At 61.6% G+C, this 24,939-nt stretch carries 26 protein-coding genes; 7 read left to right on the top strand and 19 right to left on the bottom strand.

Annotation, left to right across the window (positions count from 1 at the left end):
- Positions 1-32 precede the first annotated feature (32 nt).
- From BLV09_RS10980 to BLV09_RS10990, 3 genes are read left to right on the top strand one after another with little or no spacing between them, the layout of a single operon-like run.
- Entirely contained in the window at positions 33-848 is an 816-nt protein-coding gene (locus BLV09_RS10980; protein WP_100381001.1) for an alpha/beta fold hydrolase, read from the top strand.
- A 24-nt stretch (positions 849-872) separates the two neighbouring features.
- A complete protein-coding gene (locus BLV09_RS10985; RefSeq protein WP_100381000.1) occupies positions 873-1,937 on the top strand; it encodes a 2,5-dihydroxypyridine 5,6-dioxygenase in 1,065 nt (354 codons plus the stop codon).
- Positions 1,930-2,565 (top strand): isochorismatase family protein, encoded by a 636-nt coding sequence (locus BLV09_RS10990; protein ID WP_146687300.1) that lies wholly within the window; start codon positions 1,930-1,932, stop codon positions 2,563-2,565. The genes BLV09_RS10985 and BLV09_RS10990 overlap by 8 nt, the downstream gene beginning before the upstream one ends.
- A 330-nt stretch (positions 2,566-2,895) precedes the next feature.
- Here BLV09_RS10990 and BLV09_RS10995 read toward each other — a convergent pair whose 3' ends face one another.
- Both BLV09_RS10995 and BLV09_RS37205 read right to left on the bottom strand, forming a co-directional pair.
- On the bottom strand, positions 2,896-3,246 hold the full coding sequence (locus BLV09_RS10995; RefSeq protein ID WP_146687301.1) for a hypothetical protein: 351 nt from the start codon (positions 3,244-3,246) through the stop codon (positions 2,896-2,898).
- A gap of 486 nt (positions 3,247-3,732) precedes the next feature.
- The gene (locus BLV09_RS37205; protein WP_157809827.1) at positions 3,733-3,882 is read right to left on the bottom strand and encodes a hypothetical protein; all 150 of its coding nucleotides are present in this window, start codon (positions 3,880-3,882) and stop codon (positions 3,733-3,735) included.
- Between the two features lie 676 nt (positions 3,883-4,558).
- On the opposite strand from BLV09_RS37205, the gene BLV09_RS11000 reads away from it, so the two are divergent.
- The 4 genes from BLV09_RS11000 to fabI all read left to right on the top strand — a co-directional run bounded on the left by BLV09_RS11000 (position 4,559) and on the right by fabI (position 9,800).
- Positions 4,559-6,286: a PHA/PHB synthase family protein gene (locus BLV09_RS11000; protein WP_146691062.1), complete on the top strand. Its 1,728-nt coding sequence runs from the start codon at positions 4,559-4,561 to the stop codon at positions 6,284-6,286.
- A 49-nt stretch (positions 6,287-6,335) separates the two neighbouring features.
- The gene (locus tag BLV09_RS11005; protein ID WP_146691063.1) at positions 6,336-7,724 is read left to right on the top strand and encodes a bifunctional enoyl-CoA hydratase/phosphate acetyltransferase; all 1,389 of its coding nucleotides are present in this window, start codon (positions 6,336-6,338) and stop codon (positions 7,722-7,724) included.
- 2 nt (positions 7,725-7,726) lie between these two features.
- Entirely contained in the window at positions 7,727-8,932 is a 1,206-nt protein-coding gene (locus tag BLV09_RS11010) for an acetate/propionate family kinase (RefSeq protein ID WP_146687302.1), read from the top strand.
- Positions 8,933-8,999: 67 nt separating this feature from the next.
- Positions 9,000-9,800: an enoyl-ACP reductase FabI gene (fabI, locus tag BLV09_RS11015; protein ID WP_146687303.1), complete on the top strand. Its 801-nt coding sequence runs from the start codon at positions 9,000-9,002 to the stop codon at positions 9,798-9,800.
- 78 nt (positions 9,801-9,878) lie between these two features.
- Here fabI and BLV09_RS11020 read toward each other — a convergent pair whose 3' ends face one another.
- The 17 genes from BLV09_RS11020 to ccoN form a co-directional block, all read right to left on the bottom strand.
- On the bottom strand, positions 9,879-10,733 hold the full coding sequence (locus BLV09_RS11020; RefSeq protein ID WP_146687304.1) for a F0F1 ATP synthase subunit gamma: 855 nt from the start codon (positions 10,731-10,733) through the stop codon (positions 9,879-9,881).
- Positions 10,730-12,271, bottom strand: coding sequence for a F0F1 ATP synthase subunit alpha (locus BLV09_RS11025; RefSeq protein ID WP_146687305.1), 1,542 nt, complete (start codon positions 12,269-12,271; stop codon positions 10,730-10,732). The genes BLV09_RS11020 and BLV09_RS11025 overlap by 4 nt, the downstream gene beginning before the upstream one ends.
- Complete coding sequence (locus BLV09_RS11030; protein WP_146687306.1) at positions 12,255-12,998, bottom strand: ATP synthase F0 subunit B; 744 nt, start codon at positions 12,996-12,998, stop codon at positions 12,255-12,257. Before BLV09_RS11030 ends, BLV09_RS11025 begins: the two co-directional genes overlap by 17 nt.
- Before the next feature lie 4 nt (positions 12,999-13,002).
- Positions 13,003-13,248, bottom strand: coding sequence for a F0F1 ATP synthase subunit C (locus BLV09_RS11035; protein WP_100380991.1), 246 nt, complete (start codon positions 13,246-13,248; stop codon positions 13,003-13,005).
- Complete coding sequence (locus BLV09_RS11040) at positions 13,245-13,943, bottom strand: F0F1 ATP synthase subunit A (protein ID WP_146687307.1); 699 nt, start codon at positions 13,941-13,943, stop codon at positions 13,245-13,247. The genes BLV09_RS11035 and BLV09_RS11040 overlap by 4 nt, the downstream gene beginning before the upstream one ends.
- Positions 13,940-14,260 (bottom strand): ATP synthase subunit I, encoded by a 321-nt coding sequence (locus tag BLV09_RS11045; RefSeq protein WP_244549040.1) that lies wholly within the window; start codon positions 14,258-14,260, stop codon positions 13,940-13,942. The genes BLV09_RS11040 and BLV09_RS11045 overlap by 4 nt, the downstream gene beginning before the upstream one ends.
- A complete protein-coding gene (locus tag BLV09_RS11050) occupies positions 14,242-14,535 on the bottom strand; it encodes an AtpZ/AtpI family protein (protein ID WP_100380989.1) in 294 nt (97 codons plus the stop codon). The genes BLV09_RS11045 and BLV09_RS11050 overlap by 19 nt, the downstream gene beginning before the upstream one ends.
- On the bottom strand, positions 14,532-14,954 hold the full coding sequence (locus BLV09_RS11055) for a F0F1 ATP synthase subunit epsilon (RefSeq protein WP_146687308.1): 423 nt from the start codon (positions 14,952-14,954) through the stop codon (positions 14,532-14,534). Before BLV09_RS11055 ends, BLV09_RS11050 begins: the two co-directional genes overlap by 4 nt.
- Complete coding sequence (gene atpD, locus BLV09_RS11060) at positions 14,951-16,375, bottom strand: F0F1 ATP synthase subunit beta (RefSeq protein ID WP_146691065.1); 1,425 nt, start codon at positions 16,373-16,375, stop codon at positions 14,951-14,953. The genes BLV09_RS11055 and atpD overlap by 4 nt, the downstream gene beginning before the upstream one ends.
- Before the next feature lie 244 nt (positions 16,376-16,619).
- A complete protein-coding gene (gene ccoS / locus BLV09_RS11065; protein ID WP_100380986.1) occupies positions 16,620-16,784 on the bottom strand; it encodes a cbb3-type cytochrome oxidase assembly protein CcoS in 165 nt (54 codons plus the stop codon).
- Positions 16,784-18,976 carry a cation-translocating P-type ATPase gene (locus BLV09_RS11070; RefSeq protein ID WP_146687309.1) on the bottom strand — a complete coding sequence of 731 codons (2,193 nt, stop codon included), beginning with the start codon at positions 18,974-18,976 and terminating at the stop codon, positions 16,784-16,786. Before BLV09_RS11070 ends, ccoS begins: the two co-directional genes overlap by 1 nt.
- 12 nt (positions 18,977-18,988) lie before the next feature.
- Positions 18,989-19,489: a FixH family protein gene (locus tag BLV09_RS11075; RefSeq protein ID WP_146687310.1), complete on the bottom strand. Its 501-nt coding sequence runs from the start codon at positions 19,487-19,489 to the stop codon at positions 18,989-18,991.
- Positions 19,490-19,507: 18 nt separating this feature from the next.
- On the bottom strand, positions 19,508-20,971 hold the full coding sequence (ccoG, locus tag BLV09_RS11080) for a cytochrome c oxidase accessory protein CcoG (protein WP_146687311.1): 1,464 nt from the start codon (positions 20,969-20,971) through the stop codon (positions 19,508-19,510).
- A 97-nt stretch (positions 20,972-21,068) separates the two neighbouring features.
- Positions 21,069-21,944: a cytochrome-c oxidase, cbb3-type subunit III gene (ccoP, locus tag BLV09_RS11085; RefSeq protein ID WP_146687312.1), complete on the bottom strand. Its 876-nt coding sequence runs from the start codon at positions 21,942-21,944 to the stop codon at positions 21,069-21,071.
- A 7-nt stretch (positions 21,945-21,951) separates the two neighbouring features.
- Positions 21,952-22,116, bottom strand: coding sequence for a cbb3-type cytochrome oxidase subunit 3 (locus tag BLV09_RS11090; RefSeq protein ID WP_100380981.1), 165 nt, complete (start codon positions 22,114-22,116; stop codon positions 21,952-21,954).
- 27 nt (positions 22,117-22,143) lie between these two features.
- Entirely contained in the window at positions 22,144-22,878 is a 735-nt protein-coding gene (gene ccoO, locus BLV09_RS11095) for a cytochrome-c oxidase, cbb3-type subunit II (RefSeq protein WP_146687313.1), read from the bottom strand.
- An 11-nt stretch (positions 22,879-22,889) separates the two neighbouring features.
- Positions 22,890-24,512, bottom strand: coding sequence for a cytochrome-c oxidase, cbb3-type subunit I (ccoN, locus tag BLV09_RS11100; protein ID WP_433994414.1), 1,623 nt, complete (start codon positions 24,510-24,512; stop codon positions 22,890-22,892).
- Between the last annotated feature and the right edge of the window lie 427 nt (positions 24,513-24,939).

The following is a 24,939-nucleotide window of genomic DNA, read 5'->3' on the forward strand; positions in this document are numbered from 1 at the left end:
CGACCCCACTGTCCATGCGTACGGAGACCGCGATGAGCAACTTTCTGTATGGCGCCAACGTTCACGCCAATGGCGTACGCCAGCATTATTTGCGTTACGGCGGCACACGCGCGGACCGCGACCCGATCATTCTGCTTCCGGGCATCACGAGCCCCGCCATCACATGGGGCTTTGTGGGCGAGCAGCTCGGCCGCGCATTCGACGTGTATATTCTCGATATCCGTGGACGTGGCCTGTCAGAGGCGTCGACCAGCCTAGATTACAGCCTGGATGCGCAGGCCGAGGATGCCACCGCAGCGGCGAAAGCACTCGGCCTGCCGAGCTATGCCATCGTCGGGCACTCGATGGGAGCGCGCATCGCTATTCGTGCCGCGCGCAATCATCCTTCCGGCCTGACGCGTGTCGTCCTGATCGACCCGCCGGTGTCGGGCCCCGGCCGACGACCCTACCCCGCCAATCTCGCCTGGTACGTCGATTCGATGGCGGCAGCGCGCAGCGGCGCCGGCATCGATGCCATGCGCAACTTCTGCCCGACATGGACAGACGAGCAATTGCGCCTGCGCGCGGAATGGCTGCACACCTGCGATGAACGCGCGATGCTGGAGAGCTTTGCCGGTTTCCACACCGACGATATTCACGCCGACCTGCCGCATGTGGCCGTCCCGGCGCGCCTTATCCTGGCTGCGCGCGGCGATGTCGTTACCGACGCCGATGTCGTTGAAATCAAAGCGCTGCGCCCCGGCATCGAGGTCACGCGCGTACCTGATGCCGGCCACATGATCCCTTGGGACAATGAGCCTGGATTCTATCGCGCGTTCGAGGCGTTTCTCGGCGCGCGGGTCGATTGAAGCACTTTCTCACAGGAGGTAACGATGGCCGTCAGCGATTATGATCTCATTCAGGCTTGGAAACAGGTTCTCGCATTGTCGAAACTGGAGCGTGGCCAGTTCGTCACCGTGCTGACCAGCGCGTCAACGCATCCGCAAACCTTGTCGTGTGCCATTCTGGCGGCAACCGACATGGGCGCTATCGTCAATCGCCTCGATCTGCCGCCGGTCAATGGCGAAAAGGCGATCAGCCGCGACGCGCTGGCCTACCTCGGCACCACGCCGCTCACCGGAAACCATGCCGCCATCGCAGCGCTCAAGGCCAGCGATCTCGTGCTCGATCTGATGACGCTGTTGTTCTCGCCCGAGCAACATGAGATTCTATCGTCAGGCACCAAGATCCTGCTGGCGGTCGAACCGCCGGAAGTGCTGGCGCGCATGGTTCCCACCATGGACGACAAGAAGCGCGTGATGGCTGCCGCTGAAAAGATCGGCAAAGCAAAGGAGATGCATGTCACGTCCGAAGCCGGGACCGACGTGCGCTTCTCGCTCGGACAATTTCCGGCGATTAGCGAATATGGCTTTGTCGACGAACCCGGCCGCTGGGACCACTGGCCGAGCGGCTTTGCGTTAACATGGGCCAATGAGGGCGAAGCAGAGGGCACGATCGTTCTCGAGCGTGGCGACATCTTGCTGCCGATGAAATCCTATGTGCGGGACCGCGTGCATTTCAAAATCGAGAAGGGATTCTGCACCAGCATCGAAGGCGGATTCGATGCGGACATTCTTTCGGAATATATGGCCACTTACAACGACCCGGACGCCTATGCGATGTCCCATATTGGCTGGGGCTTGCAGCCGCGAGCCCACTGGTCGACCATGGCGATGTATGATCGCGAGGCCACCATCGGTATGGACCCACGCGCATTCGAGGGCAATTTCCTGTTCTCGTTCGGGCCGAACAACGAGGCCGGCGGCAGCCGGACCACGGCCTGTCACATCGACATTCCCATGCGCAATTGCACGGTCTCGCTCGACGGTGTCGAAATGGTCCGGCGTGGCAAGGTGCTCGACGGCTACGGCCCGACGCCGGTTGCACGCCGTGCGTAAGGAGGTCGAGACCTATCAACGGCAGGGGTTTGGCGCATCACTCGAATTGCGCCCGCCTTACGGCCTGCTGATCGTCGATTTCGTCAATGGATTTGCCGATCCTGCCATTTTCGGCGGCGGCAACATTGCCGCGGCGATCGAGACCACGAAGGGATTGCTGGCGCATGCGCGGCAGCAGCAATGGGTGATCGCGCATAGTCGCATCGTCTTCGCCGACGACGGCTCGGACCACAATATCTTTTCGCTCAAAGTCCCGGGCATGCTGACCCTCAAGGAGAATGCGCCGGCCAGCGCCATCGTATCCCAACTTGCTCCCGAGCCGGGTGAACTCGTCGTGCGCAAACAGGTGCCGTCGGCCTTTTTTGGCACTGGCCTCGCGGCCTGGCTGACCCAACGCGGTGTGCAAACACTCGTTGTGGCGGGGGCGGTCACCAGCGGTTGCGTGCGGGCCAGCGTGGTTGACGCCATGTCGCTCGGATTTCGCCCGCTGGTCGTCTCCGATTGCGTCGGAGACCGCGCGATTGGCCCGCACGAGGCCAACCTGTTCGACATGGAGCAGAAATATGCGACGGTTACGACGTTGCGCGAAACACTCAGTGCGACGAGCCCAAGCGCGCGATCGCGCTGAACCGGGCCGATCCGGCTATCAAGGCAGGCTGGTCAGCGACCCGCCGGCGTTTGATTTGATGTGTGTCGCATTTCGAAACCACCCGGCGTGGTCAAGATCCCACGATTCCATACGCAGAGACGCGTCAGCTTTCCACTAAACCACCAGCGCCGTGAACAATTCATGCGGCAGGTCGAGGCTGCGCAGTTGATACCCGCGAGGTCGGTGCAGCTCTGCTACTGCACGGGCTGTAGAGATCGTCTTAAGTACTGAGGATGCTTTGCTTTTTCCACTCGGTCGGTCCAGTCCATCAAAGGCGCCGCTGAAAAATGCCTATCTAACATGTTGTTCTCATTTCGCTTTGCAGTTTGAGGCGATCCAATCGATTTGAACCAGTACTGCATCGCTGTAGTGGCCGAGCGCGTGCGGTACCGTTTGTTGCACGCTGCCAGCGGCGACTTCGATCGCTGCGATCCCCTGACGTCGAACATGATCGGAAGGCCGATCAAGGTCAGAAGCAAAGTAGCGCTCCGCTCTGCCGTTGCCCAAGCTCGCGGCGCTCCGATCGTAGTTTCGGCTCAGAGCAAGAGACCTTGCATACGGCGGGATGACGCCGCGATGCTGCCGTGAGCTGGCGGCGACAGGGTCGAGTAGAGGCGCCGATCGCTCGACGGCGCGCATCACGCCAATGCCGGCAATCACATGAGCGCTTCTTGCCGTCTTGAGTTGGCGAGGCGTGCCGTGTCCACACATCACGAGAGCGCTTCGTTCGCTCGCGAAGTCGCGACGGTGCGACCGTCGTTTACCTTCTTTGAATCGCGCAGTATCAATTTCGAAAATATGGTGTACTCTGAATCCATGCACGTCGATGCTCGACTTGCAGTGAACTAACTTTAGCGATCACGGAGGGCAACATGGCCAAGAAAGCGAAGAAAGCGAAAAAGGCAAAGAAGACCACCAAGAAGAAAAAGAAGTAACGTCGGACGAAATCCTCAGAGCAAGCGGATAGCATCTTTAAGTCCGTTGGGCCCTTTGCAGCACGGACAAGCGGCAGTTTTTGCCGACGGAATATCCGCTGCAACAAACGTCAGGCCGGACCCTTATGCAGATGGCTGCTGCATAACGGTCCGGTTTTTCATTTGGACCTGCTCGAAGACGGCTCGCCGGACTATTCAGTCCCGCCAGAACTCACGGCGCGCCATTCAACATCGTCGGCACTACCTGCATCAGCCGTACGGCGGTAGAAGCGAGCGCCGAAACGCTGACGATGGCCTGGGTCACGCAGTTGCGCTTTAGCGTCGCCAGCGGATCGGCGAACAGCCCGAACGAATTGCCCATCAGCCACCTCCGCATGATGCGGCGCACGCAGATCGCCCTGGAGCTATAGAGCGGGTCGCGCGGGCCCCTCTCGGCACAAATTTGGTGGGAAGCGATTGACTCTTTTGCGACTCGGCGACTCCTGAATTCGGGCGCGGCACAAGCCTTATTCGCCGGGTAAACAAAGGCTTGATGGCCTGCCAGTCCGTCGCGATTTGCAAGATCTTGCTCGGGTCGTAATGGCTGATCGGAAAGGCCACGTGGCGCGGCATCCAGCCCGCGACGCGCTCACGCCCCTCTCCCGCCGGGCCTTCATGCCGGCGCATGCGCCGTGGGTCTGTTGATCCTGATCAACCCTGGACCGGATACCGCGCCTATACATTGAAGGACCAGTTTCCGCCCCTTCCGCTGCGGCACGTCATCGCTTCGCAAGAGGCTTATTTTCCAGGAGCGTCGTATGACAAATTCGAGTTCCGCAAAGAAAGTGGCCTCATCGGCGGTGAGCAAGGAAGAACCAAAGCCCGTTGAATCGAACAATGACGCATCGGAGACGTCTCCTGCGGAAAACGTCCCAACGGTAGACGCGGATGTATCCAATCCCAGTGCACCCGTCTCTGCATCCCAAAAGGGATCAAAGCTGCAGGAATCGGGCGTCAGTCCCCACCTGAATGCCGAGGTAAAGACGTCGCGGCCTGAGATGGCATCGGCGTCCCCGGCTGCCGTCGAAACGGTAACGTGCGCAACGTCGGATACCCTCGACCGTCTTGTGCATGCGCGCGAGGCCCGCTTCAGCGGGTCACTGTCTCCGGTTTCGTTGACGCTTGCCTATCTGGATTGGGCCCTCCATCTGGCGAACGCGCCAGGTCGGAAGCTCGAACTGGCAGAAAAGGGCCTTCAGCAATGGGTTCGATTGTCCTCACCGGAGCGCTGGACTAAGCCGGTACACGGAGACCACCGGTTTTCGGATCCGGCGTGGTCGCACCCACCATTCAACTTGATTAGCCAGGCGTTCCTGCTCGGGGAAGAGTGGTGGCGTGACGCCACGCTTGGTCCTCCGGGCGTGGCAAAGGCACACGGTGATGTGGTCTCCTTTGCGGCCCGTCAGATTTTGGACGTGTTCTCCCCATCGAACTTCGCACTGACCAATCCCGAAGTGATGGCAGCGACAGCCAAAGGGTCCGGCCGAAATTTTGCCAAGGGCTTCCAGAATTACCTGGAAGATATTCGGCGTACCGCGCACGGGCTGCCTGTGGATGAGGTCAAGGGATTTGCTGTCGGACAGGACGTCGCCGTTACACCGGGCAAAGTGGTCCTGCGCAATCAACTCATCGAACTGATCCAGTATGCGCCGCTGACAGAGAAAGTTCGGCCCGAACCCATTCTGATCGTCCCGGCGTGGATCATGAAATACTACATCCTCGACCTGTCGCCGACCAACTCGTTGATCCGTTACCTGGTCTCGCAGGGCTTTACCGTCTTCTGTATCTCTTGGCGTAATCCAACGGCCGAGCTTCGCGATGTGACGTTAGACGATTACCGGCGGCTCGGTGTCATGGCCGCACTGGAAGCTGTCACCGATATCTGCGGGACGAGCAAGGTCCATACCTGCGGCTACTGCCTGGGCGGGACATTGCTTTCGATCGCCGCCGCTGCCATGGGGCGGGATGGCGACGATCGTCTCGCCACCGTAACGATGTTGGCGGCCCAGACCGACTTTACGGAGGCCGGCGAACTCCAGCTCTTCACGGATGAGAGCCAGCTGGCGCTGCTGGACGATGTCATGTGGCTGCAAGGCTATCTCGACAGCAGCCAGATGGCTGGCGCGTTTCAGATGCTGCGGTCGAACGACCTTGTCTGGTCGCGCGTGATCAAGACTTATCTTCTGGGTGAGCGCGAGCAGCCGAGCGACTTGATGGCATGGAACGCAGATGCGACGCGGATGCCATACCGGATGCATTCCGAATATCTTCGCAAGATGTTCCTGCACAACGATCTTGCGGAGGGCCGGTATCGCGTCGAAGGCCGGCCGGTCGCAGTCTCGGCCATTCGAGGGCCGATTTTTGCGGTCGGCACCGAGGCGGATCACGTGGCGCCATGGCATTCCGTCTATAAGATTCATCTGCTCAATGAAGGCGACATCACCTTCGTTCTCACTTCCGGCGGTCACAATGCCGGCATCGTCAGCGAACCCGGACATCCACATCGGCATTACCGCATCGAGCATCGGCCGGAACAGGGATCTTTCATCTCTCCGGACGAGTGGGTGGCGAAATCCACCGAACATGAGGGTTCGTGGTGGGTAGATTGGGTAGCCTGGCTGAACGCGCATTCCCGCGGGCCGATTTCGCCTCCATCCCTGGGTGCTCCGGATAAGGGCTATCCGGCGCTTGCCGATGCGCCGGGGTCCTATGTGCACGAAGCCTGAACGAGGAAAAACGACCGTGCAGATCGCCCCCGCTTGCGCGCCCGAATTAATGATCGAGAACCGGATCTATGACGAGATCGAGGTCGGGGAAACTGCCGCCCTCTCGCGGACCGTGACCCAGCAAGACATTGAGCTGTTTGCCGTGGTCTCCGGCGACGTCAATCCGGCGCACATGGACCCGGCCTATGCCGAGACCGACATGTTTCACAAGATTGTCGCGCAAGGCATCCTCGAGGCCGGTCTGATCTCTGCGGTCCTGGGCACGAAATTACCCGGGCCGGGTACGATCTATCTCGGTCAGGATCTGCGCTTTCTTCGTCCCGTCAGTATTGGCGATCGGATTACCGCAACCCTTCGGGTGACGGAAAAACATCCCGAGAAGGGAGATTTGGTCCTCGACTGCCGCTGCACAAATCAAAGCAACGAGTTGGTGATCAGCGGCACCGCCCATGTCCGGGCTCCGAGGGAGAAGGTCCGGCGGCCACGCGTGGAATTGCCTGGGGTACAGCTCAGCCGTCACGAGCGACTCCGCGCACTGCTGGCGAGAGCAGCCGAATACCCGCCGCTAGCGACGGCGGTCGCTTATCCCTGCGATGCGAATGCTTTGGGCGCCGCCGTCGAGGCCGCGCAGGCCGGCCTCATCATCCCGATCCTGGTCGGGCCGAAGGAAAAAATGATCGCAACGGCGAAAGCGGCAAATCTCGATATCTCGACCTATCGGTTGGTCGACACGCCCACCAGCGTAACCGCGGCGGCGGCGGCCGTCGCACTGACAAAAACCGGTGAGGCCGCGCTGTTGATGAAGGGCCTGCTGCATACCGATGAACTGCTTCACGCAGTCCTGGTGCCGGACAGTGGACTGCATACCGGCCGCCGACTAAGCCACGTCTATCTCATGGATGTGCCGAGCTATCCGCGTCTGTTGATGGTGACCGATACGGCAGTAAATATCGCCCCCGATATCGAGCAAAAGCGGGATATCGTGCAGAACGCCATCGACCTTGCCCATGTCATGGGGATCGAGACACCTCGCGTGGCGCTGCTTTCGGCGGTCGAGACCGTCGACCCCAAGCTGCGCTCGACGCTCGACGCCGCAGCGCTTTGCAAGATGGCTGATCGCGGTCAGATCACCGGCGGCCTGGTGGATGGACCGCTGGCATTCGACAATGCGGTGAGCCCGGCAGCCGCGGCCGAGAAGGGAATCGTCTCCAAAGTCGCAGGACAGGCGGATATCCTTGTCGTGCCTGACCTCGAAGCGGGGAACATCCTTGCGAAGCAGCTCACCTTCCTGGCGGGAGCCGATGCGGCAGGCGTGGTGGTCGGTGCACGCGTGCCCATCATTCTCACAAGCCGGGCTGACGGCGAGCGCACCCGTAGGGCGTCCTGCGCGCTCGCGGTGCTGATTGCACATAACAGCGCCGCGGCAGTGGGACTTTAAGCATGGCGGACGCTGTTCTGACCCTCAATGCGGGCTCATCGAGCATTAAATTCTCCCTGTTCGAAATAGATGGCGCCTCGTCGTTGCGGCTCGCGTCGCAGGGCGAGGTCGAAGGGATCGGCTCGGCACCGCACTTCTCGGTACGAGACAAGGCGGGAACGATACTGGCGGATCAAACCTGGCCGGCCCCCCATCAAGCTTTCGAGTCGCTGCTGGAGGGGGTGATTGGCTGGACCGAAACCCATCTTCGCGAGGACAGCCTCATCGCGGTCGGACACCGCGTGGTCCATGGCGGGCCGGATCATTATCGGCCGGAACTCGCAACGCCGGATCTTCTGGCCGCACTGGATCGGTTGACACCACTTGCTCCGTTGCACGAGCCTCACAACGTCGCACCAATTCGGGCGATCGCCGCTGCCCGCCCGAAGCTGCCGCAGGTGGCCTGCTTCGACACAGCGTTTCATCACACGATGCCTGCGGTTGCCACCCGGTTCGCGTTGCCGCGCGAATACGAGGATGCGGGCGTGCGGCGCTATGGCTTTCACGGCCTGTCCTATGAATATATCGCCGGACGCCTGCGCGAGATCGCCCCGGACCTGGCCAGGGGACGTGTCATTGCGGCACATCTCGGTAATGGCGCCAGCCTCTGCGCCATGCACGATGGGCATAGCGTCGACACCACCATGGGCTTCACCGCTTTGGACGGACTCGTGATGGGGACCCGCTCCGGCAACCTGGATCCGGGCGTAATTCTCTATCTGCAGGAAGAACGCGGCCTGACCGCGAAACAGGTCGAAGATCTGCTCTATCAGCGATCGGGGCTGCTCGGCGTCTCCGGCGGAATCGCGAGCGACATGCGCACCCTCCTCGATAGCGACGCCGTTCAAGCCAAAGAGGCGGTCGAGCTCTTCGTATTCCGGATCGCACGGGAGGTCGGCGCCCTCACAAGCTCGCTTGGCGGACTGGACGGCCTGGTTTTCAGCGCCGGCATCGGCGAGCATGCGCCTGCCATCCGCGAGATGGTGTGCGCGCGGCTCGGGTGGCTTGGGGTGGAGCTCGATCAGGTCGCGAACAGGCAGGCGAAACCCAACCTGATCAGTACGCCGAAGAGCCGCATCGATGTTCGGGTCATACCCACCGACGAAGAGGCGATGATCGCCCGCCACACGCTGGACGTGGTCCGGCCGAAATCCAGCGTCGGGACGTGAAGGCCCGCGACATGGCCGCGCCAAAGCCTGCTTGCCCGACCGTCCTAGCAGAGAGGGAGTCTTGCCAATGTCTGACGTCAAGGAATCGCAGGACCTTCACCCGCTCGTCGACCTGCGCGGCAAACGCGGCCTCGTCATCGGAATAGCCAACGAGCACAGCATCGCGGCCGGCTGTGCCGAGGCGTTCACCCGTGCAGGCGCGCGGCTCGCGGCAACCTATCTGAACGACAAAGCCGAGCCGTTCGTGCGCACTGTCACGGACCGGCTCGGATGCGAGCTTGTGCTGCCTTGCGACGTCCAGGTGGCGGGACAGCTCGAAACTGTGTTCGACCGGATCAAGACCGAATGGGGTGGTCTCGACTTCCTGCTGCATTCAATCGCTTTCGCGCCGCGCGACGATCTGCATGGCCGCGTAACCGACTGTTCCGCCGCCGGCTTCGGCATGGCCATGAGCGTCTCATGCCATTCCTTTATTCGGATGGCTCATCTCGCCGAGCCCTTGATGCCCAGGGGCGGCTGTCTGCTTGCGGTGACTTTTTACGGCTCCGAACATGTGGTCGAGCATTACAACCTGATGGGCCCCGTCAAGGCGGCGCTGGAAAGCAGCATGCGCTACGTCGCCGCCGAACTCGGCCCCAAGAACATCCGCGCCCATGCGATCTCGCCCGGACCGATCCGAACAAGAGCGGCCAGCGGCATCGACCAGTTCGACGAGTTGCTTGAGGCAGCAGCGGCGCGGGCGCCCGAGCACCATCTCGTCGACATTCTGGATGTCGGCAACCTCGCGGCATTCCTGGTCAGCGATGCAGCACGGCGGATGACCGGCACCGTCATCCCTGTGGATGGCGGCGAGCATCTCACGGCATAAATTGGCCGCCTGCCGAAGCGACGCCCGCGAATCCGGTCTCCAACGGGCCGCGCTGTGATCAATTTAGCGAGGATCCGCTCAACCAGAATCGCCTTGGCTTGCCGTCTCGCCAGCGGCAAGTTCGATGATCTCGGCCGTGATTTCTTCCTGCCGCACCAGCCGCTGGGTTGCCTGCAATGTCGATAGCTGACGCTCAATCTGGTGACGCGCCGAGGCCATCGCCGCCATGCGGGCTTCGTTTTCGGCAGCGAAAGCATGCAGCGCCGCGCTGCAAAGCTGCGCGTGGAGGTAATCCGCCGTTAGCCCGCTCAAGAGCTGCTCTGACGGCAAATTCACGAGCGGCGTATCGGTATTGGCTGGTCGGGGAAAGCTCGTCATGTCCAGCGGAAACAGCCGGCGGCGTTCGATATGCATGCCGTCGCCGGGTTGCCATCGGCTGAAGACCGCATCGAGCCGGTCGATCTCTCCTGTTCCAATCCGGGCGTAGAGTGCCGCTGCGATTCGGTCGGCCAGCTTGGGTACACCCAGCGAGTGCGACGGCATGGCGCTCTGCCAGCTCGTGGTGACGTTGCGTTCGGCCGCCACGGCGGCGCCGCGCGTGCCGATGAGAAAGAGTTCTGACGTCGCGAGATCGGCAACGGCCGCATCAAGCACCCTTTCACTGAAAGCACCGGCAAACCCCTGCTCGGCGCAAAACAGCACGAGCGCGGGTCGCATCGAGGTGCGCGCGCCATCGTACCGGGTGGAGGGAGCGAGCGTGATGGCTCGCCCGATGGCGGCCGCGATCGTCGAGGCATAGCTGTCAACCGCCGTGAGCTGGGTGCGGGCCTGCTGGGCACGTGCTGCCGCGATGCCGCGCATCGCATTCACGACCGCGCCGAGCTGACGAACGCCGTCGATGCGAGCGCTGATGTCCGCCAGCCGCTCGGTCATGGCGCGGCCACCGCAGCCGGCGGCATGACGATCGCGACGTAGCGTTGCAGCGCTTCGCGGAGAGCGCGCTCAGTCATAGCGTCGAGTGCACCCGTTTCCTGGATCGCCCGGACGGCATCCGGCGCGCCGCGGTTGAGCGCTTCGTTCAGGCCTCGGCGGAACTGGACCACGGCGGGCAGAGGCAGCTGGTCAAGCAGACCTGACTGAATGGCAAGGACAAGAGCTACCTCATCGGCGAGCCGGAGCGGCGCGTGCTGCGGCTGATCGAGGATGGCGCGAATTCGGGCGCCGCGCGTCAGCTGCTGGCGAACCCGCGTGTCCGGCATCCCGCCGAAGCGGGTGAACATCTCGAGCTCGAGGAATTGCGCATAATCGAGCCGCACCGTCTTCGCCACATCCCGCAACGCCTGCGCCTGGGTCTTGCCACCAACCCGGCTGACGCTGACACCGACATCCACAGCCGGCTTCTGGCCTTCATAAAAAAGCCTGGCGTCGAGCACGATCTGGCCGTCGGTAATCGAGATCAGGTTGGTGGGGATGTAGGCGCTGAGATTGCCAGCATCGGTTTCGGCGATTGGCAGCGCCGTCAACGAGCCCCCACCCTTCTCCTTGGAAAGTTTTGCCGCGCGTTCGAGCAGCCGTGCATGAACGTAGAAGACGTCGCCGGGATAGGCTTCACGCCCGGGCGACTGGCGTGTCAGCAACGCGATCTCGCGATGTGTCGCGGCGTGTTTGGAGAGGTCGTCCACAACGATCAGGGCATGCTGGCCGCGGTCGCGAAAATACTCTGCCATGGTGAAACCGGTAAAGGGCGCGATCCATTGCAGTCCGGGCGAACTCGAGGACCCCGCCACCACGATGATGCAGCGCTCGGGGGCGCCATTGGCCTGGATCGCGTCGATGACGCGGCGGATGCTCGAACTTTTCTGGCCAACCGCGACATAGATGCAGACGATGTCGCTGGACTTCTGATTGATGATGGTATCGATCGCGATCGTCGTCTTGCCGATGGCGCGGTCGCCGATGATGAGCTCCCGCTGGCCGCGGCCGAGGGCGAACAGCGTATCGACGACGACGAGGCCGGTCTGAACCGGCTGGGTTACGAGATCGCGGTCGACAATGGCCGGCGCCGGACGTTCGATCGGCTCCCGCGTATCGGCTGTGATCGGCCCTTTGCCGTCGAGCGGTCGGCCCAGCGCATCGACGACACGGCCGAGCAGCCCCGGTCCTACCGGCACACGCACCACATCGCCGGTGCCCCGCACCGTGTCGCCGGCCTCGATCGCATCGACATTATCCAGCAGAACGCAGCCTACCCGGCCGGTTTCGAGCACCTGGGCGAAACCGAACTGCCCCTTGTCGAAACGCAGGAGTTCGTCGAGCCGCACGTCCGGCAAACCTGAGACGAGCGCGATGCCGTCCCCGACTTCTTCGACGCGGCCGATCTGTTCGGCACGAGGGCCAAGCGCTGCGGCGCCTACCTTGATCCGGGCCTGCTCAAGCCAGGCATTGGCGCCTCGATCAGGATCGGTTGTCATGAGCGAGATCCGTGAGAATTTGGTTGAGATCGGCGCGCCAACTGTTGGCCACGATGAAATCCGGGCCATGCAATTCCAGGCCGGCGATTAGCGTTGGGTCGGCCGTGAAGGTAATTTGCGGCTTAGCGCCGAAAGCGTCCGCGATCGCCTGACGACAATGTTCCTGCTCACTCACTTCGAGCGGTGTCGCGCTGACCGCTTGGAGCAGGATTCCGTCTTCCGTCGCGGCCTGCCGCGTCGCATCCGGCAATCTGCCGATTTCCTTGAGAAGCCAGCCCAGGAAGGCGGTGCGCACGGAAGGTCCATCAAGGCGGCCAGCCAATCGCCGCGCGATATCGACTGCGAGATGGCTCGAACGCGCGGTCCATGCCTTCTCGGCGTCCTCCTGCTCCTTTGCAATCCTGGTCTTTGCGGCATCCTCAAGCGCCGCTGCCTCCTTCGCAGTATCAGTCAGGCGCGCGTTGCGGGCTTGTTCTGCATTCTCCTGCGCGGCCTTCAAGATGGCCTCACGCTCTCGGGCAAAACCGGTGCGCGTCCGCTCGATGTCGGCGAGCGCGGCGGTCGCCTGCGCCCGCTTCGCCTCCGCGTCGGCCAGCGTCTTTTGCACGGCGGCCCGACGCTGCTCGATCATGGCGGCCACCGGACGCCAGAAGAAGTGCCCAAGCAGCCAGACCAGGACCAGGACATTGATGGTCTGAAGGCCGAGCGTCCACCAGTCGATCGTCATGGCGTCATTTCAACAGCGGGTTGGCGAACAGCAGCAGCAACGCAATCACCAGGCAATAGATCGCCATGGTTTCGATCATCGCGAGGCCGACGAACAAGGTGCGCGAGATGGTGTTGGCTGATTCCGGCTGCCGGGCGATTGCGTCCATCGCGGCGGCCACCGCGCGTCCCTCTGCCAGGGCGGGGCCGATCGCTCCGAACGAGACCGCCAACGCGGCCGAGACGATGCTGACGAGAGCTAACCAGTTCATGAGGGAGTCCTTTGGCTGGAAGTGTCCGGGGCGGATGCGCCCTCGCTGACGGCACCCGCGATAAAGACCATGGCGAGGATTGCGAAGATGTAGGCTTGTACGGCGCCGGTCAGCAGATCGAGCGCCATCAGCGGAATCGGGACCAGCAAGCCCGCCAGCGAAAGGACGATACCGATCACGAAGACGCCGCTCATCACATTGCCGAACAGGCGGACCAGCAGCGAGAAGGTGCGTGTCAGGCTCTCGATGAAGTTGAGCGGGATCATGATCGGATTGGGTGAGGCGAACGTGCCGAGATAGCCCCTGATTCCACCTGCGCGAACGCCGAACCAGATCACCGCGGCGAAGACCAGCAGTGCGAGCGCGGCGTCGGTCTCAAGCTGGGCGGTCGGCGGCTCGACGCCGGGCACCAGTTCGGACCAATTGGCGAGGAAGATGAAGCTGAACAATGTGCCGATAAAAGCGCGGTACGGAGCTGGATCGAGCCGCATGGTATCGCGGATCTGGCCGTCCACGGTATCGACGATCAACTCGAAGAACGCCTGGGTCCGGGATGGGACAAGCGACAGATTCCGGGAGACCAGGATAGCGCCGAGGATCAGCACCAGCATGATCGCCCAGGTGGTGACGACGCCCTCGCTGATCGACACCGGTCCTACGTAAAAGAGAACGACGCTGGAGAGCGGAGATTTCATAACGCCGCCTCCCCTACGCGACGCATGAACACAGATCGCGCGATCAGTATCCCCAGCGCCATCACCAGCAGCGGCAAAGCGCCTTCAAAACTGACCAGGGTCAAAAGACCACCGAGCAAGACAAAGCGTCCGAGCATGAGGCCGATCGTCGTGACGACGCGTTCCCCCGCAACAAACAGCCGCGCGTTCCACCAAAGGCTGCGGAAGTAGACCAGGCCAAGCAGAAGTCCGGCGACGAAATGTCCGGCAAGATCGAGGACCATGGCCCCGGGAGAAAGGCTGGCAAAAGAAAGTGATGTCATGCGCTCTTCATCCATTTCCAGCCGGACCAGCAGCCGAGCGCCAATCCCAGCATCAGAAGTGGCGCGGTCCAGAACAGTCCAGAGTTGAAAGTCTTGTCGAGCCAACGGCCGAGGAAGATGGCGATCAGCATCGGCACCACGATGATCCAGCCGAGCACGCCAATCTGGGCGAGACGGCGCGTCACCGACGGATCGCCTTCGCGCAGCCATCGCCGGTGACGATCGCCACGCAACCGAACGCCCTTCACCAGCGGATCCTGATCGCCTGGATCTTTTTCTTGCCCGGTCATGCGAAGTCTCCCGATCCGGAGCGGCTGGCCGGCTGGAGGTGGCGCATGATCTGGCGGATGGCGTTGAGCTGCAGGCGCGTGCTCTCGACCCGTTCCGTCCGCTCCGTCTCGGTATCGGCGCGGAAGCGAGCCAGCACGCTCCGGTCCAGTGTCGCAAGATCGCTGCCGACGACCGCCTCGCGCGTCGCGATGGCAATCTGCTGCCCTTCGGTGACGGAAAGGACACCGTAGCGGACCGCGCAAAAATGCTGCGTCCCATTGGCGCTTTTCCACTCGACCACCGAGATCGCCAGACTGGTGAGGAAATCCGCATGCCGGGGAAGAATCCCAAAGCTGCCGCTGGCGTCTTCGGCGCGCAATGCGAGCACGCCGTCTTCGTCGACGACAACCGACAGCGGGGTGACGATACGCAACCTCATGACGGGTGCGCCGACCGGGCTGCGGCCGCCTCTTTCTGTCGGGCCTCGTCCAGCGATCCGATCATGTAGAGCGAACTCTCCGCCCAATCGTCGGTCTCGCCGTCGAGGATGGCGCGGCAGCCAGCCAGCGTATCCGCACGGGAGACACTGCGGCCCGGCGTGCCGGTGAAGGCCTCCGTCACGACAAAGGGCTGGCTTAGGAATCGCTGAAGCCGGCGAGCGCGCTTGACGATCAGACGGTCCGCTGCACCGAGTTCCTCCACCCCCAGCAGCGCGATGATGTCCTGAAGCGCCTTGAAGCGCGCAAGGGCCTCGCGAGCGCGCTCGGCGACACGATAATGTTCCTCGCCGACCACAAGGGGATCGAGCAGCACGGACGACGAAGCGAGCGGATCAACCGCGGGGTAAAACCCTTCGGCTGCCAACGAACGCGACAGCATGATGAGACTGTCCATGTGGCTGGAAATTGCCGTCACGGCCGGGTCGGTGAAGTCGTCGGCCGGCACATAGACCGCCTGGATTGCAGTGACGGCTGCGCCGGCAACCGATGCGATCCGCTCTTCCAGCGAGGCAACCTCGGTCGCCAGCGTCGGCTGATAGCCGACCCGCGACGGCAGCCGGCCCAGCAGGCTCGACACCTCGCTGCCGGCCTGGACGAAGCGGAAAACATTATCCATCAGCAGAAGCACGTTCTGGTGCTTCTGGTCACGAAAATATTCGGCGATGGTCAGCGCCGTCAGCGGCACGCGCCAGCGCGCGCCCGGCGGTTCGTTCATCTGCCCGTAGACCAGTACCGTGCGCGCGAGAACGCCCGAGCCCTGCATATCCGTCAGTAACTCGTGTCCCTCCCGCGAGCGCTCCCCAACACCTGCGAACACGGAGATGCCCTGGTATTTCTCGACCATGGCGTGGATCAGTTCCATCACCAGCACGGTCTTGCCGACGCCGGCGCCGCCGAACATCGCAGCCTTGCCGCCCTGGGCAAGCGGTGCAAGAAGGTCGATCACCTTGATCCCGGTCTCGAAAACCGCGGTTGCGGAGGTCTCCTCTTCGAGTGTGGGCGGCGGATTGTGGATGCCGCGTCGAGGCGTATCCGCCGCCAAAGCAGGTCCGCGGTCCTGCACCGTCCCCACCACGTCGAGAAGCCGACCCAGGACGGCATTGCCGACCGGCACCGAGATCGAAGTCCCGGTCGCCCGTACCTTTGTGCTGCGGGCAAGACCGGCCGTCGCCTGAAGCGCGATGCCGCGAACAGTAGCCCGATCTACATGGCTGTGCACTTCGAGGACCAATGGCTCGGGCCGGTCCCACTGCACGATCAGGGCGGTGTTGATCGGAGGCAAGGGAGAGCCATCGAACCGTACGTCCACGACGGCGCCACGGACGGATACGACTGAACCTGTTGATGCGCTGACATCCATGGCGTCCGGCAACTCTGTCAAAAGCGAGCCAAAGGAGAGGCTCGGTATCTACAGTCGCTTTGTACCGCCGGAGGCAGAGAGCTTCTTGATCGAACGCAAACACACCGTGATTGGGCAGGCTCCGGTTCCGAGGCCGCGCCTGAGACGTCGGAAAAGAGCAAAGATCAGCGAATTTGGGTTCCGCTTAATATCTGGCCGATGGCTGCTCGCGAAATGCCACTGGGAACCCGGAACGCGCCGGCGCTCAATCGGTACGGCGCTCTGGAAGTTGGTCGTCATCTGCGATCGCGCGCCAGCCTGCGCCTTCGAGATCATCATACTGGCCGCTCTTTAGCGACCAGAGAAATCCGAGCAAGCCGACCAGCCCGAGACCAAGTGCCAGCGGCACGAGAATCACCATCACTTCCATCAAAACCCTCCTTGCGCGACGCGCCGTGCGCGAAGTGCATTCAGCATCACCAGCACCGAGGAGCCGGACATCGCCGCAGCCGCGATCAGAGGGGTCACAACTCCGCTGATGGCGATTGGGACCGCCAGAAGGTTGTAGCCGACCGCGAGCCAGAGGTTCTGCCGCATGAGCCGCAGCGCCTTGCGCGCGAAATCGATGGCCACGACCACCGGAGCCAGCGGCTTGCCGAGGAACACCAGATCGGCCGTCGCCTGACTGAGATGCGTGGCACTGATCGGCGACATCGAGACGTGCGCCGCAGCCAGCGACGGCGCATCATTCAGCCCGTCGCCGACCATCAGTACCTTGAAGCCTTGGCTTTTGAGTTCGTCAATACGTGCGATCTTGTCGGCCGGGGTCACGCCCGCGCGCCACTCCTGCACCCCGAGCGCTCGCGCCGCGGCCCGAACCGCAGGCTCCCGATCACCCGAAAGAATCTCGACCATGATATTTCGGCTCTGAAGCGCGGAAATCACCGCCTGCGCGTCCGGTCGCAGTCCCTGCCGGATCGAAAACAGGTATTTCGCTTCGCCGACGCTGAAAGCAACATGCGAGGCTTCGGGGTCCAGGTCGGGGTCGTCATTTGCCAATTGCTCGGCTCCGCAGAACGACGGCCGCCCCAGCCTTAGCTCCACGCCGCCGATATCTCCGCGCACCCCCTGCCCCGGCTCTTCGATTGCGCCCGCAAGCGGTAATTTCGCGGCCGAAGCGCGCGCCACCGCCGCCGCGACCGGATGACGGCTTGCAAGCGCAAGCTGACCCGCGAGCGCGAATACGTCCGCGGGGATATCGGCTCCATTCACCACGTCAAGATCGGGCAATGTCAGGGTTCCGGTCTTGTCGAAGATGATCCGGTCGACGTCCGCCAATCGTTCGATCGCATCGCCGGAATTGAGCAATACCCCCGCCTTGAACATCGCGCCGGACGCAACGGTCTGCACTGTGGGAATCGCAAGCCCCAGCGCGCAGGGACAGGTGATGATCAGCACAGCAATGCCTGTGACAATGGCATCATGCCAGGTAGCGCCGGCCAGAACCCAGCCCAGCACGGTCAGCAACGCCGTCGCATGAACTACCGGTGCATAGAGCCGTGATGCCCGGTCCGCGAGGCGCACGTAACGCGAGCGAGCCTGTAATGCATTGTCAAGCAGGCGGGTGATCTCCGCCAGCAGCGTTGCTTCCGACGCCGCAGAAACCCGAACGCGCAATGTTCCTGTCATGTTGAGCGAGCCGGCATAGATCGCGGTACCGGAATCCGCTGTGACATATCTTGTCTCGCCGGTAATCAGGCTTTGGTCGACCTCGGATCGCCCGGCGACGACTGTGCCATCGACCGCGCATCGCTCGCCCGGCCGCAACAGGACGATATCGCCGGGGTGGACCGCCGCTACCGGTACTTCCAGAATTTCGTCGGCTCCGACGAATTTGGTCGCGGTTTCGGCCTTGAGCGCCGCAAGGTTCCCGGCGACAGCCCGTGTTCGCCGCCGCATGCTTTGATCGAGATAACGCCCGACCAGCAGAAATGTCAGCAGCATGATCGCCGCATCGAAATAGGTGTGCTCGGCGTGGTACACGGTCTCCACCACCGACATCCCGAGCGCCAGCAGGACGCCGATGCTGATCGGAACATCCATATTGACGTTGCGCGTGCGTAACGCCCGCAATGCCGAGCTGAAGAACGGCCGGCCCGCATATGCCGCGGCGGGCAGCGCGATCAAGGCGGAGAGCCAATGAAAGAAATCGCGTTGTTCGGGAATCATGTCGCTGACGTTGCCGGACCACACCGGAACGGAAAGCATCATCACATTCATCGTGGCGAAGGCCGCGACACCGAGGCATCGGAGCAGGAAGCGCGACTGCTCGTCTTCCGCCGCCTCCGCAGAGGCGGTTTCGAATGGATAGGCTTTATATCCGAGCTCGGCGAGCCGATCGATGAAGTTGGCGGGATCGAGCGCACCTTCCTTCCATTCCAGCGCGACCCGCCGGTTGGTCAGATTGACGCGTGCCAGCGTTACATCAGGCATTGCCGAAAGGCCGCGCTCGATCTTCGACATGCATCCGGCGCAACTGACACCCTCAACCGCAAGATCGATGTGCGAGAGACCCGAACCCAGATCCTTTACATAGTGTGAAAAATCCCGCGTCGCCTGCATGGTGCTTCCTTCCTAGTTCAGCAGAACGCGGTTCTTCGACAGGAACATGCGCTGACCGGCCGTGTCGCCCTCCAGCACCAGATCCCATTGCCCCGGTGCGATCAGTGGCGCGCTTCCGCGGTAGATACCGTTTCCTACTTCGGCGAGATCAACTTCCTGATCCGCCCGCTTGTCGGTCGGCCGTTCGAAGCGGCCCTGAAATTTCAGCCCGGACACCGGCTTGCCGCCGCTGTCGCGCGCCTCTACCAGCAGCGTCGCGCCACCGTCCGCGCCACGCTGAATATGCGCGTCGACCTTCCAGTTTCGCTCGCTCTGCCGGTGCGCAGCCGCGATCTCGTCTTCATAGGCAAGGCTCGCGCTATAGGCGCTGTCGACCTCGGTGCCCGGTAACGTCTGGATGGCAAGCTTCATCATCATCACGTTGACGCCGATGACGACGCCAAAAAACGCGATCAGCATGAAAAGCACCTTGCCTCCGGTCAGCGGCCTCGGCGAAACCGGCGATCTAGTCATACCAAGCTCCTTCAGGTCTCATGGCGAGACAAAATTGTCGGTCGCGGACGCAACCTCGCCCAGCCCGATATCGGTGACGTGGAATGTCACCGGGATCGATTTCCCGGAATTGTCCTCCGGGCGCGCGGTCACGAGCAGCCGCAGTTCGGTGGTCTGATCCCGCCCGAGGATAATCATCGGTCGGTCCGGCGTCACGGAATCGGCTCCGACAACATGGACGGTTGCGTTCGACGGACCATCGATGTCGATCGCGACGACGCGATCGAAGCCTCGCTTGTTCAAAAGCCGTACCGTATAGGCGTTACGAATCGATCCGTCGCTCAGCCGCACAGCCACGGGATTACGATCGTGCAGCACGTTGACATCGAGCAGCGTTCGCGTCAGCAGCGCATAAAGCATGAGCGCACCGACGGCAGCGATCATGGCGGAATAGATGATGGTGCGCGGCCTCACGACGCGGTAGATCGGCGGCTCGCCGGCTTCGCGCCGGCGAATATTGATATCGTTGTCGTATCCGATCAGGCGGGTTTCCCTGCCGATCTTCTTCATTACGGCATCGCAGGCATCGATGCAGAGACCACACTGGATGCAGCCGAGTTGGGCGCCGTCGCGGATATCGATGCCGGTCGGACAAACGGCGACACATTGGTAACAATCGACGCAGTCGCCGACCGCCTCGCCGAGCGCCCGCAATTCGTTCGCCTTTTTCAGCGACGTCCGCTTTTCACCGCGGTCGTATTTGTAGGTGACGTTCAGCGCCCATTCGTCCGTGAGCGCGGCCTGGATGCGCGGCCACGGACACATGTAAACGCAGACCTGTTCGCGCATGAAGCCCGCGAGTACATAAGTCGTCGCCGTCAATATCGCGATCCAGATATAGGCCAGCATGGGCGCCTGGAACGTTACAAGCTGCTTCACCAGCGTCGGTGCGTCGTTGAAATAGAGAACCCAGGCGCCACCGGTCCACCACGCGATCAGCAGCCAGAGCGAATGCTTGAGGGCGATCTCCCCGAGGCGCCGCAGCCTGTGTTTCGCGGGCGCGGCGTCCTTTCTCATACGCTCACGGCGGTCACCCTCGACCAGCCGTTCGACGGCGTAGAACAGGTCGGTCCACACCGTTTGCGGACAGAGATATCCGCACCAGATACGCCCACCGACCGAATTCATCAGAAACAGCGTAATGGCGGCGATGATCAGCAGTCCGGTAAAATAATAGACTTCCTGCGGCCACAGCTCGATGAAAAAGAAGTAGAAGCGGCTGTTGGGGAGATCGACCAGCACCGCCTGGTTAGGCGCGCCCAAGCCACGATTCCACCGCACGAATGGCAACAGGTAATAGATGCCGAGGCAGAACGCCATCAGGCCCCATTTGATACGGCGGAACGTTCCGGTGACGCTCTGCGGATAGACTTTTTTCCGGGCCACATAAAGCGGCCCGTCGTCGTCGAACTGCAGTTCAATCGGAGTGACGGATTTGTTCATCGGTGGATCCCGCGCCTGAAAGCAAGCCTAACTTCGACTTCGGAAGCGCTGTTGATCCACCTCAAACGGCATCCGAGGCAGCCTCACCCACCCGCGGTTACTGCCCTCCGCCAAGCGAATGAACATATACCGCCAGTGATTTGATCGTGGTGGGATCGAAGCGGTTGACCCAGGCTGGCATGACACCCCCGCGGCCGTAGGTGAGCGTCTCGACAATGGTTTGCTCATCGGAGCCGTAAAGCCAGATCTTGTCTGTCAGGTTTGGCGCTCCGACCTCCTGATTTCCCTTGCCTCCTTCGCCGTGGCAGGCGACGCAGTTATCGGCGAAGATCTTTTGTCCCTTGGCGGCGTCGAAGCCCGGGCTCGTGGCCAGGCCCGATAGCGACCTCACATAATTCGCAACCGTGACAATCTCGTCCGTCTTGAGGATGCCCTCCTTGCCGAACGCGAGCATCGAACCCTCGTGCGCCTTGGCATGACCGGAGCGGACGCCGAACTGGATCGTCTGCATGATCTGGTCAAGCGTGCCGCCCCATAACCAATCGTCGTCGTTAAGGTTGGGAAAGCCCTTCGCCCCCGCGCCACCGCTGCCGTGGCACGGCGCGCAGTTGTCGCCAAACACGGTCTTGCCGCGGGCACGGGCAAGAGCCAGCAATGACGGATCCTTTTCGATGTCCGCGAGCGAAGTCGCGCCGAGCGCGACCATTTTCTCACCGCGGATCTTTTCCAGATCGGCAAGCTCGGCGGCAACCTGTCCACGCGACGAATAGTGCAATATGCCCGGGGTGTTGCTCCACAGCATCGGCCACGCCGGATACACGATCCAGTACCCGATCGCCCATACGATGGTTGCGTAGAACGTGATGATCCACCACCGCGGCAGCGGTGTATTCAGTTCCTTGATGCCGTCCCACTCATGACCTGTGGTCGTTTTGCCGGAGACGTGGTCGAAATCGTCGTTGTGCTCGGCCATGATCTTGTTATTTCTCCCGCAACGGTATTTTAGACGCCTCGTCGAAGGCAGCCTGATTGCGAGGCCAAAGCGCGTAAGTCACGATGGCGATAAAGATCCCGACGAAGATCGGCGTCCAGAACGTCACGACGAACTGCGATGTAAAATTCTCGACCGTTAGGAATACGCTCATTGTCCTGCCTTCTCAGCAAAGATTTGCTCAGCGAAGATTTGCTTTTTCGTCGTACAGCTTGAAGTCGACCAGCGTGCCGAGCATCTGCAAATAGGCGATCAGCGCATCCATTTCCGTGGGAGCGCCAGGCTTGCTGTCGAAATTCCGCACGACTGCCTTCGGATAGCGTTTTGCGAACGCATCCGCCCCGGCGTCATCGGGATCGGCCTGCGCCCTCAGGTCTGCGGCGGCGTTTGCAATCTGATCATCCGAATAGGGTACGCCGATAGCGCGGTTGGTCCGCAGGTGATCCGCGATCGTCGCCGGATCGACTTGCGCTTCGGCGAGAAACGAATATCCGGGCATCACCGACTGCGGCACGACCGCGCGAGGATTGGTCAGATGACGGACATGCCATTCGTCGGAATATTTGGCGCCGACCCGCGCGAGATCGGGACCGGTACGCTTGGACCCCCACTGAAACGGATGGTCATACATGCTCTCGGCCGCGAGCGAGTAATGGCCGTAGCGTTCGACTTCATCGCGCAGCGCCCGGATCATCTGCGAGTGGCAGAGGTAACAGCCCTCGCGAATGTAGATGTTGCGGCCCGCGAGTTCGAGCGGCGTGTACGGCCTGACGCCGTCAACCACTTCGATCGTGCTCTTGAGATAAAATAGCGGCGTGATCTCGACGAGGCCTCCGATCGCGACAACCGCAAGAATTCCCGCGATCAGGACGATTGAATTCTTCTCAAGGATCTGGTGCCTGCTCCAAAACGACATTCTGTTGCTCCTCATTCCGCCGGTTGAAGAGCGACAGGCGACTGCACTTCAGCTTCGCCGACGCGCACGGTCATCCAGAGATTATAGGCCATGATCAGCGCGCCGATCAGGTACAACGCACCGCCGGCGGCGCGGATCACGTAGAACGGATGCATCGCCTCGACGGATTCGATGAAGGAATATTCAAGAAAACCGAGCGACGTATAGGCACGCCACATCAGGCCCTGGAGGATGCCCGAAACCCACATCGCGGAGATGTAGATCACGATCCCCAGCGTCGCGATCCAGAAGTGCCAGCTGACGAGCTTGAGGCTGTAAAGGCCCTTGCGATCCCATAGCCAGGGAAACAGGCAATAGAGCGCACCGAACGAGACGAATCCCACCCAGCCGAGGGCGCCTGAGTGGACATGGCCGATTGTCCAGTCCGTATAGTGGCTGAGCGAGTTCACCACCTTGATCGACATCAGCGGGCCTTCGAACGTCGCCATGCCGTAGAATGCAACCGAAACAACCAGCATGCGGAGGACCGGATCCGTCCTCAGCTTGTCCCACGCGCCGGACAGCGTCATGAGCCCGTTGATCATGCCGCCCCAAGACGGCATCCAGAGCATGATCGAGAACGTCATGCCAAGCGTCTGCGCCCAGTCAGGCAATGCCGTGTAGTGCAGATGGTGCGGCCCGGCCCAGATATAGAGAAAGATGATCGCCCAGAAGTGAATGATCGACAGCCGATAGGAATAGACCGGCCGCTCGGCTCGCTTGGGAATGAAATAATACATGATGGCGAGGAAGCCCGCGGTGAGAAAGAAGCCCACCGCATTGTGCCCGTACCACCATTGAAACATGGCGTCCTGGACACCGCCCCAAAGTATGTAGGACTTCGAGCCGAACACCGACACCGGCACTGCCGGATTATTTCCCAGGTGAAGCACCGCGATGGTAATGATGAAGGCGAGATAGAACCAATTCGCAACGAAAATATGAGGCTCCTTACGCTTCACCAGCGTCATCAGGAACACCAGCAGATAAGTGACCCAGACAACCGTCAGCCACAGATCGGCATACCATTCGGGCTCGGCGTATTCCTTGGATTGAGTTACGCCGAGAAGGTAGCCGGTGCCTGCGATCAGAATAAAAAAATTGTAACCAATTACGACAAACCAGGGTGCGAGATCCCCCGCAAGGCGCACCCTGCAGGTCTTCTGCACCACATAGAATGAGGTCGCGATCAGCACGTTGCCGCCGAAGGCGAAGATCACGGCTGACGTATGCAGCGGCCGCAGCCGGCCGAAGCTCGTCCACGGCAGGTCGAAGTTGAGCGCCGGCCACGCGAGTTGAGATGCGATCAATAATCCGACGCTGAAACCGGCAATCCCCCAGAATACCGCCATCACCGCCGAGAACTTGATCGGGCCCAGATTATAATTAGGCCGGCCGTTGATTTCCTGTGCCGGCAAGGATGCCGGACGGTCAAAATAGCGGTTGAGAATCGTGAAGGCCGCCCAAAGGCTCGCCGCACACGCCAGCGATGCGTGAAACGCAAAAGCACTGTCTTGGGCCTTCGCAGCTCCGATCAAGGAAAGAAAGGCGAAGATTACAAATAGCGGTGCCAAGGCGGCTTCGCCGAACGTCATCTGCTTTGGGGTGGGATATTCGTTCATGCCGAGCTTCTTCTTTAAAATTGCCACGCCGAAAGATCACACTTTCGTTCCTGCGGTCTTGATCGAAATCAAAACCTGATGGCTCCGCACAATCTCGGACAGAAACGAACAGGCTATGCTTGCTGTGGCGACGCATTTCCCGCCGGACACGATGCTGCGACGCTCAACAGCAGCAGGGACCGATCGGCAAGGACGCCCGCGCGTTCGATTCGAGATTTTCCTGTTTCAGGGCCTGCAGGGTTGGCGTGTTGGGGCAGTAGCTGGACCGATGCAGACCGTGATCCTGTTGCGCGAATTCGCCGGCGCAACGCTTGGTCGATGGACAATTCCCGCAAACCCGCTGCAAATCGTGAAACACATCGGGATGCCGCGCCTTTACAGCGGCTGGCGAAAGTTCGAA

It is taken from the genome of Bradyrhizobium canariense, assembly GCF_900105125.1.
In the GTDB taxonomy this organism is placed as follows: domain Bacteria; phylum Pseudomonadota; class Alphaproteobacteria; order Rhizobiales; family Xanthobacteraceae; genus Bradyrhizobium; species Bradyrhizobium canariense_A.

What these genes read in the sequence shown, in the direction of transcription:
- BLV09_RS10980 (WP_100381001.1), top strand. Translation starts at nt 33, where the DNA reads ATGAGCAACTTTCTGTATGGCGCCAACGTTCACGCCAATGGCGTACGC.
- BLV09_RS10985 (WP_100381000.1), top strand. Translation starts at nt 873, where the DNA reads ATGGCCGTCAGCGATTATGATCTCATTCAGGCTTGGAAACAGGTTCTC.
- BLV09_RS37205 (WP_157809827.1), bottom strand. Translation starts at nt 3,882, where the DNA reads ATGGGCAATTCGTTCGGGCTGTTCGCCGATCCGCTGGCGACGCTAAAG.
- BLV09_RS11000 (WP_146691062.1), top strand. Translation starts at nt 4,559, where the DNA reads ATGGCATCGGCGTCCCCGGCTGCCGTCGAAACGGTAACGTGCGCAACG.
- BLV09_RS11005 (WP_146691063.1), top strand. Translation starts at nt 6,336, where the DNA reads ATGATCGAGAACCGGATCTATGACGAGATCGAGGTCGGGGAAACTGCC.
- BLV09_RS11010 (WP_146687302.1), top strand. Translation starts at nt 7,727, where the DNA reads ATGGCGGACGCTGTTCTGACCCTCAATGCGGGCTCATCGAGCATTAAA.
- fabI (WP_146687303.1), top strand. Translation starts at nt 9,000, where the DNA reads ATGTCTGACGTCAAGGAATCGCAGGACCTTCACCCGCTCGTCGACCTG.
- BLV09_RS11020 (WP_146687304.1), bottom strand. Translation starts at nt 10,733, where the DNA reads ATGACCGAGCGGCTGGCGGACATCAGCGCTCGCATCGACGGCGTTCGT.
- BLV09_RS11025 (WP_146687305.1), bottom strand. Translation starts at nt 12,271, where the DNA reads ATGACAACCGATCCTGATCGAGGCGCCAATGCCTGGCTTGAGCAGGCC.
- BLV09_RS11030 (WP_146687306.1), bottom strand. Translation starts at nt 12,998, where the DNA reads ATGACGATCGACTGGTGGACGCTCGGCCTTCAGACCATCAATGTCCTG.
- BLV09_RS11035 (WP_100380991.1), bottom strand. Translation starts at nt 13,248, where the DNA reads ATGAACTGGTTAGCTCTCGTCAGCATCGTCTCGGCCGCGTTGGCGGTC.
- BLV09_RS11040 (WP_146687307.1), bottom strand. Translation starts at nt 13,943, where the DNA reads ATGAAATCTCCGCTCTCCAGCGTCGTTCTCTTTTACGTAGGACCGGTG.
- BLV09_RS11045 (WP_244549040.1), bottom strand. Translation starts at nt 14,260, where the DNA reads ATGGATGAAGAGCGCATGACATCACTTTCTTTTGCCAGCCTTTCTCCC.
- BLV09_RS11050 (WP_100380989.1), bottom strand. Translation starts at nt 14,535, where the DNA reads ATGACCGGGCAAGAAAAAGATCCAGGCGATCAGGATCCGCTGGTGAAG.
- BLV09_RS11055 (WP_146687308.1), bottom strand. Translation starts at nt 14,954, where the DNA reads ATGAGGTTGCGTATCGTCACCCCGCTGTCGGTTGTCGTCGACGAAGAC.
- atpD (WP_146691065.1), bottom strand. Translation starts at nt 16,375, where the DNA reads ATGGATGTCAGCGCATCAACAGGTTCAGTCGTATCCGTCCGTGGCGCC.
- ccoS (WP_100380986.1), bottom strand. Translation starts at nt 16,784, where the DNA reads ATGGAAGTGATGGTGATTCTCGTGCCGCTGGCACTTGGTCTCGGGCTG.
- BLV09_RS11070 (WP_146687309.1), bottom strand. Translation starts at nt 18,976, where the DNA reads ATGCAGGCGACGCGGGATTTTTCACACTATGTAAAGGATCTGGGTTCG.
- BLV09_RS11075 (WP_146687310.1), bottom strand. Translation starts at nt 19,489, where the DNA reads ATGACTAGATCGCCGGTTTCGCCGAGGCCGCTGACCGGAGGCAAGGTG.
- ccoG (WP_146687311.1), bottom strand. Translation starts at nt 20,971, where the DNA reads ATGAACAAATCCGTCACTCCGATTGAACTGCAGTTCGACGACGACGGG.
- ccoP (WP_146687312.1), bottom strand. Translation starts at nt 21,944, where the DNA reads ATGGCCGAGCACAACGACGATTTCGACCACGTCTCCGGCAAAACGACC.
- BLV09_RS11090 (WP_100380981.1), bottom strand. Translation starts at nt 22,116, where the DNA reads ATGAGCGTATTCCTAACGGTCGAGAATTTTACATCGCAGTTCGTCGTG.
- ccoO (WP_146687313.1), bottom strand. Translation starts at nt 22,878, where the DNA reads ATGTCGTTTTGGAGCAGGCACCAGATCCTTGAGAAGAATTCAATCGTC.
- ccoN (WP_433994414.1), bottom strand. Translation starts at nt 24,512, where the DNA reads ATGACGTTCGGCGAAGCCGCCTTGGCACCGCTATTTGTAATCTTCGCC.